This window comes from Acetobacter farinalis, assembly GCF_011516935.1.
Lineage (GTDB): Bacteria > Pseudomonadota > Alphaproteobacteria > Acetobacterales > Acetobacteraceae > Acetobacter > Acetobacter farinalis.
In genome coordinates this window covers 1-17,902 of sequence record NZ_WOTF01000006.1, presented here as the reverse complement: position 1 = coordinate 17,902, position 17,902 = coordinate 1, and the positions used below count along the sequence as shown (strand labels likewise).

Below are 17,902 nucleotides of genomic sequence, written 5' to 3'. Positions count from 1 at the left end.
GCATGCCTGTTTCCTCCTTCGCGGCACCTCAGCCCGCCAGTGCACCGGACCCACTGGCATATGGCTCCCTTCAGCCGGGCGGGCTTCCGCCCCTCGCCCCCACACCGGGGGAACATGGCATGGCTGTTTCGGCCCAGAAGCTGGCCTCTCAGGTCGGGGCGCGTATTCTCGCGCAGGGCGGGAACGCAGCCGATGCGGCCGTGGCCATGGGCTATGCTCTGGCCGTTGTGTATCCGGCGGCAGGCAATATTGGCGGCGGCGGGTTCATGCTGCTGCGTGAACCGGGCAAACAGGCCGTGTTTATCGATTTCCGGGAAAAGGCCCCCCTAGCCGCCCGTGCCGATATGTATCTGGACGCCAAGGGCGCTGTGATTCCGGACCTTTCCGTCACCGGCTGGAAGTCTGTCGCCATTCCCGGCACCGTGGCGGGGCTGGACAAGGTGCATCGCACATGGGGGCATCTCTCCCGTAAAGCTGTGATGGCCCCGGCCATTGCGCTGGCCCGTGATGGATTTGTGCTGGAGGAAGGCGATGTCTCCCTCCTGAACACATCGACCGAAGCTTTCAGGGCTGATCGCTTCGCCCGGACCATTTTCCTGCGCCCAGATGGCTCACCCCTGCAGGTGGGGGACCGTCTGGTGCAGAAAGACCTTGCCCGCTCTCTGGAACAGATTGCCCAGAACGGCCCGGATGCTTTCTACAAAGGGCCAATAGCGCAGGCCATTCTTGCAGAATCCAGTAAAAATGGTGGTGTGCTGCAGGCCTCTGATTTTGCACGCTACACCCCGCGGGACCTCACCCCCCTCCGCTGCACGTATCGCGGATTTCTGGTTGAAACCGCGCCGCCGCCCAGCGCTGGCGGGATTGCCCTGTGTGAAATTCTCGACATTCTCTCGGGCTATGACATGCATGCTCTGGGCCTGCATACCGCCCCGGCCCTGCACTATGAAATTGAAGCCATGCGTCACGCCTATTCCGACCGGCGTGACCTTGGAGACCCGGCCTTCGTAAAAAATCCGGTCGCGCATCTGCTGGACCCCGCCTATGCGGCGGAAATCCGCGCGCACATTCCCACGGATATCGCCATCCCTTCCGCGACACTGAAAGCGGGTGACGCCACCCCGGAAAAGCACGAAACAACCCAGTTTTCCGTTATTGATAAAAACGGCTTTGCCATTTCCACCACCTACACGCTGAACGGCTGGTTTGGCTCAAAGGTGATTGGCGGCAACACCGGTATTTTCATGAATGACGAGATGGACGACTTCTCCGCCAAACCCGGTTCGACCAACATGTTCGGCATTGTGGGGAGTACGGCCAACGCCATTGCACCGGGCAAGACACCCCTTTCCTCCATGTCTCCCACCATTCTCTCCCGTGACGGAAAACCGGTGATGGTTATTGGCAGCCCCGGCGGCTCCCGTATTCCCACCATTGTGCTCTCTGTTGTGCTCGGCGTGGTGGATTACGGGCTGGATATCCAGCAGGCTATTGATCTGCCGCGCCTGCACCAGCAGTGGCTGCCGGACTCCGTGGAGGCAGAAAGCGGTGCGGTCTCCCCGGAGGTTGAAAAAACGCTGGAGCACGAAGGGTATCATTTTTCACCCCATGCTCCGTGGGGGATTCCCGAAGGCATTCTGGTGGGTGGCCCCCGCCTGAACGAAAAAGGCTCAGCCCGCTACTATGGCGGGTATGACCGCAGGCACCCCGGCGGCGCAGCTATAGGCGAGTAACCTGCGCGCCTACAGCCGCCGCACGGTATGCGAGCGCCCTTCCGGGTCTCGTACCTGCAGGGCGCCCTCAACATAGCCCGGGCCTAACGGCACCTTGCCGTAACCGCCCGGGATATCCAGCACGTAGGTGGGCCAGGCCAGCCCGGTAACGCGCCCGCGCAGGCCCGCCAGCAGGCGCTGCCCCTCCTCCACCGGCACATGGAAGCGCGCCGTGCCGGGAGCCGGGTCGAGCTGATGCAGGTAATAGGGGCGCATCCGCACCGCCACCATACTGCGGAACAGGTCTTCCAGAGCCTGCTCGCTATCATTCACGCCGCGCAGCAGAACAGACTGGCCCAGCAGCGGAATGCCCCGCCGCACAAGGCGCTTCAGGCCAGCCCGGGCGGCATCCGACATCTCCCGCGCATGGTTTATGTGGACGGCCATCCACATGGATTTATCCGTCTCCAGCACATCCAGCAGCGCCTCTGTCATCCGCTCCGGGGCGGCCACCGGCACCCGGGTATGCAGGCGAATGGTGGTGACATGCGGCATGGCGGACAGTGCGGTGATAATCTGCCCGAGCCGGCGCGGGGAGAGCATCAGCGGGTCTCCCCCTGTCAGGATCACTTCCTGAATGGCGGGGTGTGCCCGCAGCCAGTCCAGCGCTGTTTCCAGCGCGGCATCATCCAGCACGCCGCCATCCGGCCCCACATGCTCCCGCCGGAAACAGAACCGGCAGTAAAGCGGGCAGACCAGCAGGGGCTTGAGCAGGGCACGGTCCGCATAGCGGTGCACAATACCCGGCACGGGAGAGAGTGCGTCATCCCCGATCGGGTCAGACTGCTCTTCCGGTGTGACCAGCAGTTCTTCAGGAGAGGGGATGACCTGCACGCCAATCGGGTCATCCGGATGGGTAATCAGGTCCAGAAACGCGGGCGGAATGGCTGTGGCATAGGCCTGCGCCACGGCCTCCAGCGCGTCCTTCTGTTCAGGAGGCACCAGACCAGCGGCAATCAGATCCTCAGGCGTGCGTAAAAGCCTGCGGGGGATGGGATGGGGCTTGACCGGATGAGACATGTGACGGCTCTACTCTCACCATGTCCAGTTCTGCAATCCCACACCGCCATTCCGCGCTGCCGGATCCGGCGCATATTCGTGACCGCCTGCCTTTTCTGCGCCGCCGCGGGTTGATGGTGCGCGGCATCCGCGCCTTTCTGGAAGCACAGGGCCATATGGAAGTGGAAACGCCCTACGCCGTGCCCGTACCGGGAGAGGAGGTGCATCTCTACCCCTTCCGCACCGAGCGTGAGACACCGCAGGGCGAGCAGGAAACCCTGTTCCTGCATACCAGCCCGGAATTTGCCATGAAGCGCATTGTCGCCGCCACGGGCCTGCCGGTGTTCCAGTTCGCGCGGGTCTGGCGCAATGGCGAGCAGAGCGCCCTGCATGCGCCGGAATTCACCATGCTGGAATGGTATCACCCCGCCGCCGGGCTTGCCGCGCTGATGGATGAAACCGAAGCCCTGATCAAGGCCGTGCTGCCCCCCCGGCTGGAGCATACCGGCCCGGAGCGGGACCGGACTCTGGAACTCCACACGCCATTTGAGCGCCTGACCATGGAGGAGGCCTTTCGCCGCCATGCCGGTGTGGACCTGCTGCCAACGGAAGGGGATGCCAAAGCTCTGGCACAGGCTGCAGGCTGCACGCTCCGGGCGGATGAAACATGGGAAGACCTGTTCTTCCGGCTGCTGCTGGAGCGGGTGGAACCTGCCATAGGCCGCACCCGCCCCACGTTCCTCACCCACTGGCCCGCCAGCCAGGCCGCTCTTGCCCGGCGGGACTCGGCAGACCCGCGCGTTGCCCTGCGGTTTGAGCTGTATGCGGCGGGCATGGAGCTGGCCAATGCCTTTGAGGAACTGACAGACGCGGAGGAACAGCGCCGCCGCTTTCTGGCAGACCGGGCGGCCCGGAAGGCGCTCTACCCCACACGGGCGGAGTGGCCGCTGGATGAAACCCTGCTGGAGGCCCTGCCCCACATGCCCCCCTGTTCCGGCATTGCACTGGGGTTTGACAGGCTGGTGATGCTGGCCTGCGGCACACGCCGGATACAGGATGTCTTGTGGCTGAGCCGTTAGTCTGCAAGATTTAGGGTACGTGTTTGTTAACCTTGGCCCGGTAGCATTTTGCACATGCTGCCGGGCTGGCATGTTTCACCCTGTCTGGATTGTGTCATGACGCATAAAAAACTCCTTCTTCTGGTGAGCATGCTGTCTCTGGCAGCCTGTGAGGTCCCAACTGCCAAGGAACGCCGCCAGCTTGATTCCATGATTGGCAAACAGGCGACAGACGTTGTCCGGGCCTTTGGGGTGCCCACCCGCCAGTTCACCTCCGGTCAACACACCTTCCTTGCCTACATCACCCAGCAGACCGATTACTCCATGCCCATGAGCGGCTGGGGCTACGGTGGCTGGGGGTATGGCGGCTGGGGCGGCCCGGGCTGGGGCGGTTGGGGTGGACCCGGCTGGGGTGGCGGTTGGGGCGGTACAGCCTATAGCTATACATACACCTGCCAGACCACGTTTGAGCTGGTAAACGGAGTTGTCTCCGCCTGGACCATGCGGGGAGACGGATGCTGACCATGCCCGGCGCAGTCTGCCACACGACTCCAGTCCTGTTTTTCAAGGCATGATTTTTTGGGAGACGCCCATGTGGCCTCACTGCGCACCGGCACGTACATCCAAGCCGGCATCTTTCAGACCGGTCTCTTTCAAGCCAGTCTCTTTCAAACGAGTCTCTTTCAGGCCAGTCCTGCTGGCTCCGGCGCTTCTGGCGCTCACGGCTCTGGCCGGGTGCCAGAGTCAGGCCCGGCAGGACCCCTACCTTACCCATGCCTCAACCTGCTCCTATATGCTGCCCACCATTTCCGGGGCTCGGACCTATGCGCCGGGTAAGGCCGCGGCAGAAAACCAGAAAGGCATTCCGGACAGCCTCATTGCCTATGCCGACCCGGAAAGCCCCGCCTTCTGTGACCGCCCGCTGTCTGACACGCTGCCCGCCTCGATCGAGATGGCGGATTACGTTCACGGCCTGAACACAACCGGGCTGTTCGCCACCCTCCAGCAGAGCGGGCCTTTTACCGTTTTCGGTATCCCGAACACTGTGCTGGAGCAGTATGCAAAACGCACCAATGGCAAGCTGACCACCCCGGAAAACACGGCGCTCCTGCGGGAAATTCTGGCCTATTCCATCGTGAAGGGAAAATGGTCAGCCGATAAGCTGCGTGCCGCTGCTCTGGCCTCTCCCACTCATTCCGTCGGACTGCCCACACTGAATGGCCGCACGCTTTCCGCATGGATTGATCAGCCCACAGGCCAGATCATTCTGGGCAACGGGGAAGGCATGACCACACGCCTGTGGGTGACCGGCGTTCCGCAATCCAACGGCATGCTGTATTTCACGCAGTCTCTGCTGCTGCCGCCTGTCAGCCAGCCTGCGTCGGCCCCACGCCATGCACGGGCCGCCACCCGCACGACCGCCCGCAAAGTGACGCACACTGCAATGGCCAGCCAGGCCGCAGCCGCCCCGGTTGCCGCCTTTACCAGCCAGCCTCTGCCGGGCCATCGGGCAGCAAGCGCCAACACGCTTGCCACGCCCCCCGGCCTGCAGGATGATCTGGTGCGCTGAGCACAAAAAAAAGCCTGCCGGTTTTTACCGGCAGGCGTCTTTATCAGCCCATCAGAGACTGATTACAGCAGGGACTGAGCCTTGCTCAGCACCATGTTGCACAGCTTGGTTTTCAGCTGGCCCTGCAGGTTTGCCAGAGAAAACATCTGGTTATTCCCCGTCTGAAGCAGGCCCTGCTGGCCAGCGCTATAGCTGCTGGACGAGGTCACGCCCTGCTGCTGCGTCAGGGTGCCCAGAACGGAACTGGCAGAGGTTGCGCCCGCGCCGGACAGCACATTGTTCTGCACGCAGTATCCCAGAATACCGGTCAGGTTGCTCGTGCTGGCGGAAGACAGGCTGGGAAGCATGTTCCCCAGCATTCCGGCAGCACTGCTTTTCATGCTGCCAGTCGCAGCGGAAAGGGCATTCTGCCCGATGCTGCCAAAGCTCTGCGCCTGCGCGGAAGACACGCCTCCGGCCAGAGCGGCAGTAACGGCCAGTGTCAGAAGAGTTTTCTTGTTCACCATGGACCCACCCCTTTTTCAAACGTCCTTGTCGTGTATGCGATCATACCGACAGGTCTTCAAGCTGAAGATCAGGCTGCAGGCATGGCAGACGCACATGGCTGAACTATGGCGCCCCAAGGGGCCTCAGCCGGAAAACGTCCAGAGAGACGGCTGTTCCCAGAAAGAGGGGCCGGGAAGAACGAAGTCCGCGCCCGCCTGTATGAAGTCCGCCACCTGAGCAGGGTCTTCCACTTCAACCACGGCAGGCAGTTCCATCACCAGACACCACCAGCGCACAAGGGCCGCGAGGCTTTCCGGAGCTTCCCCTTCTGCCGCCACAACGGGTGTTGCTGTTGAAAAGCTGATGTAATCAGCCCCGGCCTCACCCGCACGCATGGCGGCATCCCGGCTGCCGCCAACAGCCACGCCAAGCTGAAGGTCATCCCCCACCTGCCGGCGGACATCCTTGATGGAGGCTCCGGCAAAGCGGGTGGACAGATGCACGCCATCACACCCGGTTCCGGCGGCAAGCAGCGGCCTGTCCTCCAGAATCAGGGCAATATCCTGCGCCTGAACAACAGACTGAAACGTCTGGATCTGTCTGGTCAGCTCCGCATCCGGAGCGTCTGCCAGCCGCAGCAGGACAGCTGCAGGCTGGCACTGCAGCCCCCGCGCCAGATCTGGCAGAAAAGACCCGGCATCCCGCAGAACGGGGGTGGCGAGATAGACATCACACGCCGTCACCCCGGCCCCCTGTCCTGTTGTCATGCCTGTGGTTTTCAGCTTTTGAAGATGGTGATGATCTGGTTGAGCAGATCCAGAGCTTCCGCCTTCGGGCGCTGGAACACGTTCCGGCCGATGATGGAGCCGAAGCCGCCACCTTCCTGAATGCCCTTGATGGTTGCCAGCAGGTTATCCGTCCCGGCTTTTTCACCGCCGGAGAAGATCACGATGCGGCGGCCGGCAAAGCTGGACTGCACCACGTGGCGGATACGCGCCGGCAGCGTGGAGACATCAATCTTGTTCTCCTCGTAAGCCGCTTTGTTGACAGGCAGCGCGACCTGATCCGTCGGCGGTTTGACCTTGATGATGTGCGCACCACACAGAGCCGCCATATGGGCAGCATAGGCACACACGTCCACCGCGGTTTCCGCTACCTTGTCCAGCATCGGGCCACGCGGGTAGCTCCACAGGATAACAGCCAGACCAGCGGCCTTGGCTTCTGCTGCCAGTTCACGGAATTCTTCCATCTGCTCGAAGCAGTATTCAGAACCCGGATAGATGGTGAAGCCAATCCCGGCGCAGCCCAGACGCAGGGCGTCCGCCACGGTGCCGGTCACGGCCTGGTCTTTTTCCGTAGCAAGGCTGTTGGAGCTGTTGCATTTCAGGATAAGCGGAATTTCAGACGCATATTTTGCTGCGCCACATTCCAGCATGCCCAGCGGAGCCGCATAGCCGCTCAGCCCGGCTTCAATCGCCAGCTCAAAATGGTAGTGCGGGTCATACGCAGCAGGGTTGGCGGCAAAGGAGCGCGCCGGGCCATGCTCAAAGCCCTGATCAACCGGCAGGATGACCAGCTTACCCGTGCCTGCCAGCTTACCCGCGTTCAGGAAGCGGGCCAGATTTGTTTTTGTACCGGGATTGTCACTCTCATACTGGTCAAGAATAGCCTTAACCTTCGGGGTAAGCGTCATTGAGAAATCCTTCCTCTTGGTTTTATTGCCGGGCCTCTGTTTCCCGGTACCATCTTCTCGCAATAACTGCGTGCGAAATACGCGGCAAGATGCGTTTGTGAAGATAGCGGTGCGGTAAGGTCAAATGATGGCGGACGGGCGAAAAAAAGCAGCCCTCCGGCTATTTCACACACACTCCGCACGGCGTCCATACGCCTGGAATCGGTTTGCAGGATCACGTTTTTCTGGCCCTGCGTGAGAGCCATCATGGCATGGCCTACACTGCTGCCGCAATCCAGCGCATCAAACCACCGGCAATCGGTGGCCTCTTCCATCCGCCCAAGCAGCGCCCGCCACCACCCCATCCCCATGAACCCCGCGGCACCGGGGGCGGACACAAACCCGAACGGGGCCATCCCGGCGTCAGGTTTTAGCACACCCGCTTTGTGCGCCGCGTGATAAACTGCCATGCCGGTGGCGTAATCATGAAGTGTAAAGAAGCCGTATGGCAGAAAAGGAGCGGATAAAATTGTCTTGTTTTCCGTAACCATGCTTGACGCCGCCGCGTTTTGCGGGTGATTCCTTTTTGACTGAAGGGTAGACAAGAATGCAAGATCAGGGCCACGGGCCATCTGTAACAGAGTCAAACGCACCCGCAGCGCACCCGCTGCCAGCACCCCCCGCACCCGCGGCAGAAGATCCGATTGACCGGCTGAACCGCGCCCTGCAACGGATTTCCTTTGCGCTTGCCCAGAGCCGGCAGGCCAAAGACCGCAAACGTGTGGACAGGCAGGAACTCGTTGCAAACGTAGACGTGCTGATCAGCCGTGTACGGGATGCTCTGGCCCACGCGGACCGACCGGAAGATAAATAATTATGGCGCTCGTTTCAATTCGCATTAACGGTCACAGCTACTCCGTCGGGTGTGAAAACGGTCAGGAACGGCATGTTCAGGCCATGGCCCAGCAGGTTGAACGCCGCGTCCAGCGCGTGCGGGACCTCGGTTTTACCGGGGAAAGCCGTGTGCTGGTGCTGGCAGCTCTGTTCATGGCGGACGAAATTCAGGATCTTTCCAGCCAGCATGTGCCCGAGAGCACCACACAGGCTGTTGAAGAGGCTGAACGCCTGCGGACAGAGCAGAAACTGATGAACAGCCGCCTGATTGACATGGCGGAATGTGCGGAAGCTATTGCAGCCACCCTTGAGCAGGCCTACATAGAAGAGGCGGAGCTGCCCGGCACGTCAGGCGAGTCATCCCCTGGGCCGATAAGCACTTCCTAAGGGAGCTGGCTCTGTTGTGGCCCTGGTCACATTATCCGGCGCCCACCTGCACACGCAGGTCCTGGAGGTTGAAAGACCAACGGCCATGGCGGCTTCGCACTCCCCTTCTTCCCTTGTGTCAGACCCCCCGGCGGTTGCCGAGGCCAAGCAGGCCCTGCGCGCGCACTGCCTGACACACCTTAAAACCCGCCCCGAGGGTGCAGATGCCCTCCTGCGGGAACGGCTGGCGGCCCTGATTCTGGCAACCCCGGCCCGCGCCATTGCCTGCGTCTGGCCTCTTGCGCACGAAATTGACCTGCGCCCCCTGTGCCACCAGCTCAGCGCTGCCGGGCGGCATGTGCTGCTGCCGGACACGCCTCCGCGCGGGCAGCCCCTTTCCTTCCGCCTGTGGACGCCCCAAACCCCGCTCCTGCGTGGCCGCTTTGGCACGCAGGTGCCTGATGGCCCTCTGGAAACGCCAGACCTTATTCTGGTCCCCCTGCTGGGGTTTGACCGGAGCGGCAACCGGCTGGGATACGGCGGCGGCTATTATGACCGCACCCTGGCAACGCTGCCCGGTGTACGCAGTGTGGGGTATGCTCTGGCCGCGCAGGAAGTGGAACAGCTTCCCACCGGCCCCTATGACCAGCCCCTGTCCTGTCTGGTAACAGAACGGGAGACCCTGCATTTTGACTGATTGCAAACGAAGAAAGATGACGGCGTGAGAATTCTGTTTCTGGGCGATATTGTTGGCCGGTGTGGCCGTGAGGCCGTTTTATCCCGCCTGCCAACGCTGCGGAAAACGCTTGCGCTGGATCTGGTGGTGGTCAACGCGGAAAACGCCAGCCACGGATTTGGCCTCTCTCCCGCCATTGCGACTGATCTGTTTGAAGGCGGGGTGGATGTCATCACGCTGGGGAACCATAGCTGGGACCGGCGAGACCTGATCGGGCATATCGCCTCCGCCCCCCGCATTATCCGCCCCATCAATTTTCCGCCCGGCACACCGGGCAACGGCAGTGTGCAGGTGGACCTGCCGGACGGGCGCAAGGCGCTGGTGGTCAATGCCATGGGCCGCCTGTTCATGGACCCGATGGATGACCCCTTCCGCTGCATGCATGAGCTGCTGGGCCGCCACCGTCTGGGTGTAACCACGCAGGCCATTGTGGTGGATATCCATGCGGAAGCCACCAGTGAGAAATGGGCCTTTGGCAACGTGCTGGATGGCCGGGTTTCTCTGGTGGTGGGCACCCACACCCATACCCCCACGGCAGACCACAGGATTCTGCCCGCAGGCACGGCATTCCAGACGGATGCCGGCATGTGCGGGGATTATGACAGTGTGATCGGCATGACAAAGGAGCCCGCCATGGCCCGCTTTGTCCGCAAGATGCCGGGCGAACGCCTGCAACCGGCGGAAGGCGAGGCTACCATGTGCGGCATCATGGTGGAAACGGATGATGCCACGGGTCTGGCCCGCCGCATCGCCCCCATCCGGCAGGGCGGCCATCTGGCCCAGACCCTGCCCGATTTTTAAGCCGCCTTCGCGCTCAGGCGCGACCGGACCAGTTCTTCCAGACCGGCGCTACCAGACCAGCCGGGGCAGCGTCGCCACCGGGTGCAGCCCCTCCGCAGCCGCTTCCGCTGCGGCAAGGGCGGCATCATCCCCCACCATTTCCTGATGAATGCCGCCCAGAATCCAGGCCCCGGCAATACCGGCGGCGGCGGCACCGCGCATATCTGTCTCCAGCGCATCGCCAATCGCCAGAATGCGATCCTGCGGTACACCCAGCATGGAAAACACAGGCGCGTAAACATCCGTGTAGGGCTTGCCAACCCACCGCACGCTCCCGCCTTGCTGCTCGTAAAAAGACGCCAGAGCTCCGGCGCAGATCATCCTGCGGCCACCCTTGACCACAACCCTGTCCGGGTTCGCGCACAGCATGGGCAGGCCACGCGCGAGACCTACCCGCAGTTCCGGCAGATACGGCTCAACCGAGTCTGTCCCGCGCTCCGCATCCGGGCCGGTATTCAGAATGAACTGGGCTTCCTCAGGGTCTGCCACCCGGTCCAGATCCAGCCCGTCATACAGGCCAAGATCATGCGTGCCGCCCACATGCAGCACACGCCGCCCCAGCCGCGCGAACCACGGGTCATCCCGCTCCCGCAGGAGGCGGCGCACCTCCTCCCCGCTGGTCATCACGCCATCATGCAGCGCCCGGCTTATGCCGAACCCCTCAAGCTGGCGGCACACCACCTCTGCGGGACGCGGTGCGTTGGAGAGCATCACCACCCGCTTCCCCGCTGCCCGCAGGGCCTCAAGGCACGCTACCGCACCGGGGTAAGGCTGCACGCCATCATGCACCGTGCCCCACAGATCGATAATATAGCCATCATACTGGTCCGCCACGGCGGAAAGGCCGGAAAGCGTCTGCATGCCAGAGGGAGCGGAAGCCATTTACAGATCCACTCCCCGGATATCAGAGAGCGTTTCCACACCATCGGCCCGCATGCGGTCCAGCATCTCCTGCTTCAACCGCCCGAGAATGGCCGGACCTTCATAGGAAAACGCCGCGTAGAACTGCACAAGGTCCGCCCCCAGACGGATGCGGTCGAGCACATCCGCGCCGGATTCAATCCCGCCGCAGGAAATCAGCGCCATGCGCCCGGCAGAGGCCTCAGCCACCAGCCGCAGCATTTCCGTGGCCCGGGTGCGCAGCGGTCGGCCGGAAAGGCCACCGCTTTCCGTTTTATACGGGCTGAGCAGTGTGGCCGGGCGGGCCAGCGTGGTGTTGGTCACAATCAGGCCCTGCGCCCCACCGGCAATGGCCGCTTCCACAATCGGGCCAACCGCATCATTTTCCAGATCAGGCGCCAGCTTGACCAGCAGAGGCGGCCGCTCGGGGTGGCGCTGCGCTATCGCATCGAGAATGCCGCGCAGGCGGGCTGCATCCTGCAGGCCGCGCAGCCCCGGCGTGTTGGGCGAAGACACGTTGAGCACAATGTAATTCACATAGGGCTTAACCCGCGCCACCAGCGCCGGGTAATCCCGCTCAGGGTCCGCCCCTGTCTTGTTGATTCCCAGATTCGCGCCGATTGGCACCCCCGCCCCGGCTCCCCGCCCGGATGGCAGAGGGCGATGCAGGCGAGCCAGCCGCACGGTAAACCGGTCAATCCCCTGATTGTTGAAGCCCATCCGGTTGATAACCGCGCGATCTTCCATCAGGCGGAACAGGCGGGGCTTCGGGTTTCCCTCCTGCGGGCGCGGAGTCACCGTTCCGGCTTCCACAAACCCGAAACCCAGCTTGGCCAGAGGGCGGATAACACGGGCATTTTTATCAAACCCGGCGGCAATACCAAGCGGGTTTGAAAAGCGCATCCCCATGGTGCGCGTGGCCAGTGCCGGGTCATCCTGCGGGCGTTTGACTGGCACGGACACACCCAGCATCAGGGCATCCAGCGCGAGTTCATGCGCGGTTTCGGGGTCCAGCTTGCGCAGGAGCGGAAGGGAGAGAGAAGCAAGAGCAGACATGCGTCTGTACTGCCCCAAGCAGGCAGACAAGAAAAGAGGAAAATCCCTCTGTCATCAGGCAGAATGGTGATCCCTGCATTTTTGTCTTGCAAATGAGAATTGTTCTCATTTAGATCAGGAGATCACCGCAAAAAAGGACCGAAGGGCCGCACCCTTCAGGATGACGCCATGACACGCTCACCGGTTTACCTGACAGACCTTGCCTGCAGCGAACGGCTGACTATCTGGACCATTCGCCGCCTTGCCGGAACGGCCTCCGGCTGCCCCCGCCCCCCCGGTGCCTCCGCCACCAGCCTGTTCCTGCCCTGTTTCCGGAAGGAATTTCTGGCTGTGGCAGACGCGTTCCATGAAACACTGACCCACATGGCCGCGCTGGAACTGCCCGCGCTGGATATCCGCTCCGGCCGCTCTCTGGCCGTTACCCCCACAGAATACAGCCTGCTTCTGGCAACGGAAGCCGCCCAGAATGAACAGGACACCACGGTTTACACCCTGCTGAAACCCCTGCTGACAGTCCCGAACCTGCTCACCCGCCTGACAACCGCCATCACCACGCTGGGAGCCTGCCTTGCAGGCGCGGGCTACTGGCTTTCACACCACACGGGGCGAACCCTGCCGCCTGTCAGGCCCTCTGCTGAAAACCCCTCTGCCGCACAGCAGAGGCGCCCCACCACAGCCGCCTCACTCTCTCTGGCACGCTGGCATGATTTTGAAATCACCCCTGCATCCGTCAGGTGGCCGCAGGCGCTCCAGAATCCCGCACCACACCGGCAGCCCGCCTTGCCCTGACAGCACGACCCCGCCCTTCCCGCGGGTAAGCACCAGAGTCTGGGCTAAAATCCCAAGAGTCTGGGCCAGAGTCTGAGTAGGCCCTTCTCTCCGGCTTTTTCAGGACCAGAGAGATCATGCTAGTCTGCGCTGCATGACTGAGCCTGTACGCCGGATTATTCATATCGACATGGACGCCTTTTATGCGTCGGTCGAGCAGCGGGATAACCCGGCTTTGCGGGGGCGTCCTGTTGCTGTCGGCCGTTCGCAGGAACGCGGCGTGGTTGCGGCGGCAAGCTATGAGGCCCGAACATTTGGCGTGCGCTCCGCCATGCCCTCCGTCGTTGCGCAACGGAAATGCCCGGAACTGATTTTCGTGCCCCCGCGCTTTGAGGTCTATCGCGCGGTTTCCGCACAGATTCATGCTATTTTCGCTCGCTATACGGCCCTTATCCAGCCCCTCTCTCTGGATGAGGCCTATCTGGATGTCACAGAGCCACTGCTGCCGCGCGACACGGCCACCGCCATCGCCAGGGAAATCCGCGCCGCCATCCGGGAGGAAACCGGGCTGACGGCCTCCGCGGGAATCTCCTACAACAAATTTCTCGCCAAGCTGGCGTCAGACTACCGCAAGCCGGATGGCCAGTTCGTTCTCCCGCCCGGCGCGGGAGAGGCATTTGTCGCCGCACTTCCCATCAACAGCTTTCACGGCATTGGCCCCGCCACCGCGGCCCGCATGAACGCTCTGGGGATCTACACCGGGGCAGACCTGCGAGAGCAGACGCTGGACACCCTCGTGCGCCATTTCGGGAAAGCCGCGACGTTTTATTACGGAATTGCCCGCGGGGAAGACCCGCGCCCGGTCGAGCCGCACCGCCCCCGCAAATCCATCGGGAAAGAAACGACCTACGAAACAGACCTGATCCGGGAGAACGATTTACAAAATGCCTTAGCCACACTGGCCGAAAGCGTATGGCACGCCTGTACCAGACGGCAACGTTCCGGCCGCACCGTAACATTAAAACTTCGCTATGTGAACTTCACTCAGCTCACACGCAGCCATTCCTTTACAGAGCCTGTACCCTCCGCTACTGCACTGGCCCATACGGCACACTTCCTGCTCCGGCCACTGCTACCGCTGCCAAAACCTGTGCGGCTGCTGGGCATTACAGTGTCGTCCCTGGCCTCCACTGAAGAGCAGACTGCAGCCGAGCAGCTCTCGCTCCTCTCTCACTTTTAAGTGAAAAATGACAAAAATAACAATAATCACATGATAATCACTGTCTCATTCTGAATTTTTCCCTTACAGTTTTGAACATGAAAAATAAAAATAAAAAAACCCCAAAGCTGGAAATCAATAAAAAAACGCCTGGACGCTCGTCATACTTCACACTCTGATTGGAATGACTGGCTCCTGAAGCGCACGGCGCAGACTTCCCGTGAATTTGCGTTTTCTCCAGAAACAGAGTCTCCCGCCCCTTCAGCCCCTCCGGGGTGCTGAAACCGCAGGAAGCACGTGCCGGACCGCCTGAGGAAAAGTCTTTCCCTGCCCCCCGCAAGGAACCCTCAATGCTGCATACCGCCCCCCACCAGCCTGATGCCCCACCAGCCCCGTCCCTTACGGAAGAAGGCTACCATCGCGGGCTCGGCAAACGACAGATCCAGATGATCTCCATTGGCGGCGCCATTGGCACAGGTCTGTTTCTGGGGGCAGGTTCCCGGCTTCAGCAGGTCGGCCCGTCTCTGGCGCTGGTTTATCTGGTGTGCGGGATTTTTGCCTTCCTGATGCTGCGCGCCCTTGGCGAACTGGTCATGCACCGCCCCACCAGCGGCAGTTTTGTCTCTTACGCACGGGAATTTCTTGGCCCGAAAGCTTCTTTTGTGGCCGGGGCCATGGCGTTCTTCAACTGGGCCATGACAGGCATTGTCGATATTACCGCTGTAGCACTCTACATGCACTTCTGGGGCACCTTTGCCGTTGTGCCACAATGGGTTTTCGCGCTGTTCGCCCTGCTCCTCATCACCGGGATGAACATGATCGGCGTGCGCTGGTTTGGGGAGCTGGAATTCTGGTTCTCGCTCATCAAGGTGGCGGCTCTCGCCCTGTTTCTGGTGGTGGGCGCGGTTATTCTAGGCTTACGTATTCCGGTTGGCGGTGAGACCACCGGGCTCCACCTCATCACACAGAATGGCGGGCTGTTTCCCCACGGAATTCTACCCTCTCTGGTGCTCGTACAGGGCGTTATTTTCGCCTATTCGGCCATTGAACTGATCGGCACCGCCGCTGGTGAATGCCGGGATGTCCACTCCGTACTGCCCAAAGCCATCAATGCCGTCATCTGGCGGATTGCCCTGTTTTACGTTGGCACCGTGACACTGCTGGTTCTGCTGCTGCCGTGGCATGCCTATCACGCCGGCGTCAGCCCGTTCGTCACATTTTTCGAGCGTCTGGGCGTGCCGGGCATTGATACCGTCATGAATATCGTCGTGCTGACCGCTGCTCTCTCCAGCCTGAATTCAGGCCTGTATTCCACAGGCCGCGTTCTGCGCGCGCTGGCGCTGGACGGCTCCGCCCCGCGGTTTCTGACCTATATGAACGCCCGCTCCGTGCCTTCAGCCGCCATTCTCATGACAGTCTCCATCTATCTGGTGGGCGTGGTGCTGAATTATTTCCTGCCCACCCAGATTTTTGAAATTGTCCTGAATATGGCCTCTCTGGGCATCCTGAGCACATGGAGCTTCATTGTTCTGTGCCAGATCAAGCTCCGCAAGGCCATTAACCGGGGCGACCTGCCCGCCACCTCATTCCCCATGCCGTGGGCGCCCGTCAGTTCCTGGCTGACACTGGCGTTCTTCGCCGGGGTTCTGGTCCTGATGGCTTTTGACTACCCCAACGGCACATGGACCATCTGCTGCATTCCCCTTCTGGCGGTCCTGCTGACCATTGGCTGGAAACTTGCCCGCCATACGCCGGACGCTGATGCAACGCTGCCCCCGCCCACCATGCCCTCCATCATGTTGACAGAAGATTTTCTGGAACATCCCATAAAACCCGGACCGGCTGACACCCCCCCAGCCACCCCGCGCAAGCCATGATGGCCCGGCTGGAGCGCAGCAGAAGGAGGTCGCTCACCGGAATGCGGTCGGGCCATACCTTCCTTGCTCTCCTGCTGCTTATCGGATCACTGGGAGTCGCCAGAGGCGAAGATACCGGGAACAGTCTCGCTTCAGGGTCACAAGTGCCGGATGTCCCGAAACCTCAATGGTATACCGGCTCTCTGGTCTCCCCCTCGGGGGCGCTGTCCCAGAAAGGTGTTCTCGCGTGGTAGCCCTACATGATGTACAGCCAGCCCACCGGCTATCTGGACGCACTCGGCAACAGCCACCCCCTGCACCCACGCCAGCAGACTGTTACCAGCTTTACCCTCTATAAATATTCCATTCTGGATACGCTCAGCGTGCAGACGACGCCCTCCATCTCGTATGGCTGGAAACGGCACAACGGCTCCACCAGCGGCCTGAAACTGGGAGATCTGCCCATTGATTTGATGTGGCGTTTTCTCAATGCACGGCCTGAGCGCTACATTCCGGCTCTCAGCCTGTTTGCCGGCGTCAGTATGCCGACCGGTGATTATTCCAGGCTGGGCCGCACGCAGGATGGTATTGGAACCGGGACCTATGTGTTCCGCGCCGCGCTCACGGAACAGTCCACCTATACTCTTCCGGGTCAGCACGAACTGCGTCTGCGCGTATGGGGCACCTTCCGCCGGGCTCTGACCACCGCCCGCCTGAGGGATGTCACCAGCTATGGAACAGACACAGGCTTCCGCGGCAAAGGGCAACCCGGCATGTCCGGGCAAAGCGGCTTTTCTCTGGAATATGGTGTGAACCAGAAATGGGTTCTGGCCATGGATCTGGCGCGAGACTGGGCGAACGGCGCCCGTGTGCGGGGGTATGACGGCAAGGGAAAATCCGTCGACTTCACCAGAGCCTCAACGGGAGACTGGCTGATTGCCCCGGCAATAGAATATAGCTGGTCACCCCGGTTTGGCGTGATTGCCGGTGTCTCAGCCTATTTTGCAGGCCACAACACCGGCACCGTGATTTCCCCACAGATTGCTTTTAACAGTGTCTTCTGAGCGTCAAACTACCCAAGAGGAACCGCGCCTGATTTTCAGCGAAGGGGGCGTTTTTCCTGGAAGCCGAAGCAAACATAATGGACAAACGGGCCGCGTTCGAATTCCGCCACATCCGGGTTCGCACGCAGATAGGCCTGGCTGTCAAACAGCGCGTTGGGGCTACGGCCTTCCTGTGACCCATGATTCAGAAAATGTTCCGGAGGGTCCACACCGGCTTCCCGCACATCGGGATACATGTCGAGATACCAGCCACCATCGAAAAAAATGACCGACTGGGTTTCCTGTTTTTCCTGCATGGACGGCTGTGCTCCGTTGGTTTTCGTGGCCGGCAACGCAGCATTCGGCGTAACGTCCGGTTGGGTAGGATTTACGGCCCGAAGCTCTGCAACTGGTTCCGAAGCAAACCCCGCAGACTTTCTGGATGCCTGAGGCCGACGCGTGGCCTTCAGGTTCTCCATCAGTGTCGGTTTTTCCGCTTTGGCCGTTCTGGTTTGAACCTTGCGAACACGCGCACTCATATACCCACTCACACTGTTACAGCGTGTCGTCAGTTAAGCAGTATGATGATTGAGGCGAACTGCACCGCAGCGAGGAAGGTTGATTTAAGCTTGTCGTAGCGGGTTGCGATCGCGCGGAACTGTTTGAG

General features: G+C 61.4%; 18 protein-coding genes, 1 other RNA gene and 3 pseudogenes. 13 read left to right on the top strand and 9 right to left on the bottom strand.

All coding sequences use genetic code 11. The features are described 5' to 3' along the window. The first annotated feature begins 2 nt into the window (after nucleotides 1-2). Nucleotides 3-1,733 carry a gamma-glutamyltransferase gene (gene ggt / locus GOB82_RS07650; RefSeq protein ID WP_166121896.1) on the top strand — a complete coding sequence of 577 codons (1,731 nt, stop codon included), beginning with the start codon at nucleotides 3-5 and terminating at the stop codon, nucleotides 1,731-1,733. A gap of 9 nt (nucleotides 1,734-1,742) precedes the next feature. Here the strand turns inward: ggt and GOB82_RS07645 are convergent, their stop codons facing one another. Next, on the bottom strand, nucleotides 1,743-2,792 hold the full coding sequence (locus GOB82_RS07645) for a lysine-2,3-aminomutase-like protein (RefSeq protein ID WP_166121781.1): 1,050 nt from the start codon (nucleotides 2,790-2,792) through the stop codon (nucleotides 1,743-1,745). A 20-nt stretch (nucleotides 2,793-2,812) separates the two neighbouring features. Between GOB82_RS07645 and epmA the strand changes: the two genes are divergently transcribed. The 3 genes from epmA (at nucleotide 2,813) to GOB82_RS07630 (ending at nucleotide 5,399) form a co-directional block, all read left to right on the top strand. Next, a complete protein-coding gene (epmA, locus tag GOB82_RS07640; protein ID WP_166121779.1) occupies nucleotides 2,813-3,850 on the top strand; it encodes an EF-P lysine aminoacylase EpmA in 1,038 nt (345 codons plus the stop codon). Between the two features lie 96 nt (nucleotides 3,851-3,946). After that, nucleotides 3,947-4,351 carry a hypothetical protein gene (locus GOB82_RS07635; RefSeq protein WP_166121777.1) on the top strand — a complete coding sequence of 135 codons (405 nt, stop codon included), beginning with the start codon at nucleotides 3,947-3,949 and terminating at the stop codon, nucleotides 4,349-4,351. 70 nt (nucleotides 4,352-4,421) lie between these two features. Next, nucleotides 4,422-5,399 carry a fasciclin domain-containing protein gene (locus GOB82_RS07630; RefSeq protein WP_166121775.1) on the top strand — a complete coding sequence of 326 codons (978 nt, stop codon included), beginning with the start codon at nucleotides 4,422-4,424 and terminating at the stop codon, nucleotides 5,397-5,399. A 62-nt stretch (nucleotides 5,400-5,461) separates the two neighbouring features. On the opposite strand, the gene GOB82_RS07625 is transcribed toward GOB82_RS07630, so the two are convergent. The 4 genes from GOB82_RS07625 to GOB82_RS07610 form a co-directional block, all read right to left on the bottom strand. Then, on the bottom strand, nucleotides 5,462-5,905 hold the full coding sequence (locus GOB82_RS07625) for a DUF2501 domain-containing protein (RefSeq protein WP_166121772.1): 444 nt from the start codon (nucleotides 5,903-5,905) through the stop codon (nucleotides 5,462-5,464). Nucleotides 5,906-6,028: 123 nt separating this feature from the next. Further along, the gene (locus tag GOB82_RS07620) at nucleotides 6,029-6,652 is read right to left on the bottom strand and encodes a thiamine phosphate synthase (protein ID WP_166121770.1); all 624 of its coding nucleotides are present in this window, start codon (nucleotides 6,650-6,652) and stop codon (nucleotides 6,029-6,031) included. A gap of 11 nt (nucleotides 6,653-6,663) precedes the next feature. Then, complete coding sequence (locus tag GOB82_RS07615) at nucleotides 6,664-7,578, bottom strand: class I fructose-bisphosphate aldolase (protein ID WP_166121768.1); 915 nt, start codon at nucleotides 7,576-7,578, stop codon at nucleotides 6,664-6,666. After that, nucleotides 7,575-8,108, bottom strand: a complete 534-nt coding sequence (locus GOB82_RS07610; protein ID WP_166121766.1) for a hypothetical protein — start codon at nucleotides 8,106-8,108, stop codon at nucleotides 7,575-7,577. The genes GOB82_RS07615 and GOB82_RS07610 overlap by 4 nt, the downstream gene beginning before the upstream one ends. Nucleotides 8,109-8,164: 56 nt before the next feature. Here GOB82_RS07610 and GOB82_RS07605 point away from each other — a divergent pair, with 56 nt between their 5' ends. The 5 genes and pseudogenes from GOB82_RS07605 (at nucleotide 8,165) to GOB82_RS07585 (ending at nucleotide 10,354) form a co-directional block, all read left to right on the top strand. Next, entirely contained in the window at nucleotides 8,165-8,431 is a 267-nt protein-coding gene (locus tag GOB82_RS07605; protein WP_166121764.1) for a hypothetical protein, read from the top strand. Between the two features lie 2 nt (nucleotides 8,432-8,433). Continuing rightward, nucleotides 8,434-8,793 (top strand): annotated as a pseudogene (locus GOB82_RS13665) (cell division protein ZapA); the annotation flags it as partial. Then, nucleotides 8,782-8,937, top strand: a non-coding RNA gene (gene ssrS, locus GOB82_RS07595) — 6S RNA. The pseudogene GOB82_RS13665 and the gene ssrS, both read left to right, overlap by 12 nt. Continuing rightward, nucleotides 8,924-9,514 (top strand): 5-formyltetrahydrofolate cyclo-ligase, encoded by a 591-nt coding sequence (locus GOB82_RS07590; RefSeq protein WP_166121762.1) that lies wholly within the window; start codon nucleotides 8,924-8,926, stop codon nucleotides 9,512-9,514. The genes ssrS and GOB82_RS07590 overlap by 14 nt, the downstream gene beginning before the upstream one ends. 24 nt (nucleotides 9,515-9,538) lie before the next feature. Continuing rightward, nucleotides 9,539-10,354 (top strand): YmdB family metallophosphoesterase, encoded by an 816-nt coding sequence (locus tag GOB82_RS07585; RefSeq protein ID WP_166121760.1) that lies wholly within the window; start codon nucleotides 9,539-9,541, stop codon nucleotides 10,352-10,354. 48 nt (nucleotides 10,355-10,402) lie between these two features. Here the strand turns inward: GOB82_RS07585 and GOB82_RS07580 are convergent, their stop codons facing one another. Both GOB82_RS07580 and GOB82_RS07575 read right to left on the bottom strand, forming a co-directional pair. Further along, nucleotides 10,403-11,254: a TIGR01459 family HAD-type hydrolase gene (locus tag GOB82_RS07580; protein WP_166121894.1), complete on the bottom strand. Its 852-nt coding sequence runs from the start codon at nucleotides 11,252-11,254 to the stop codon at nucleotides 10,403-10,405. Nucleotides 11,255-11,275: 21 nt separating this feature from the next. Further along, complete coding sequence (locus GOB82_RS07575) at nucleotides 11,276-12,349, bottom strand: quinone-dependent dihydroorotate dehydrogenase (RefSeq protein ID WP_166121758.1); 1,074 nt, start codon at nucleotides 12,347-12,349, stop codon at nucleotides 11,276-11,278. Between the two features lie 168 nt (nucleotides 12,350-12,517). On the opposite strand from GOB82_RS07575, the gene GOB82_RS07570 reads away from it, so the two are divergent. From GOB82_RS07570 to GOB82_RS07555, 4 genes and pseudogenes are all read left to right on the top strand, one after another. Then, nucleotides 12,518-13,138: a hypothetical protein gene (locus tag GOB82_RS07570; protein ID WP_166121756.1), complete on the top strand. Its 621-nt coding sequence runs from the start codon at nucleotides 12,518-12,520 to the stop codon at nucleotides 13,136-13,138. A 133-nt stretch (nucleotides 13,139-13,271) separates the two neighbouring features. Further along, a complete protein-coding gene (dinB, locus tag GOB82_RS07565) occupies nucleotides 13,272-14,357 on the top strand; it encodes a DNA polymerase IV (RefSeq protein ID WP_166121754.1) in 1,086 nt (361 codons plus the stop codon). A 329-nt stretch (nucleotides 14,358-14,686) separates the two neighbouring features. Next, entirely contained in the window at nucleotides 14,687-16,213 is a 1,527-nt protein-coding gene (locus GOB82_RS07560; protein ID WP_166121752.1) for an amino acid permease, read from the top strand. Nucleotides 16,214-16,254: 41 nt separating this feature from the next. Beyond that, nucleotides 16,255-17,256, top strand: a pseudogene (locus tag GOB82_RS07555) (transporter). Nucleotides 17,257-17,291: 35 nt separating this feature from the next. Here GOB82_RS07555 and GOB82_RS13410 read toward each other — a convergent pair. Both GOB82_RS13410 and GOB82_RS07545 read right to left on the bottom strand, forming a co-directional pair. Then, on the bottom strand, nucleotides 17,292-17,774 hold the full coding sequence (locus tag GOB82_RS13410) for a hypothetical protein (RefSeq protein WP_242007261.1): 483 nt from the start codon (nucleotides 17,772-17,774) through the stop codon (nucleotides 17,292-17,294). A 29-nt stretch (nucleotides 17,775-17,803) separates the two neighbouring features. After that, nucleotides 17,804-17,902 (bottom strand): annotated as a pseudogene (locus GOB82_RS07545) (IS5/IS1182 family transposase); the annotation flags it as partial.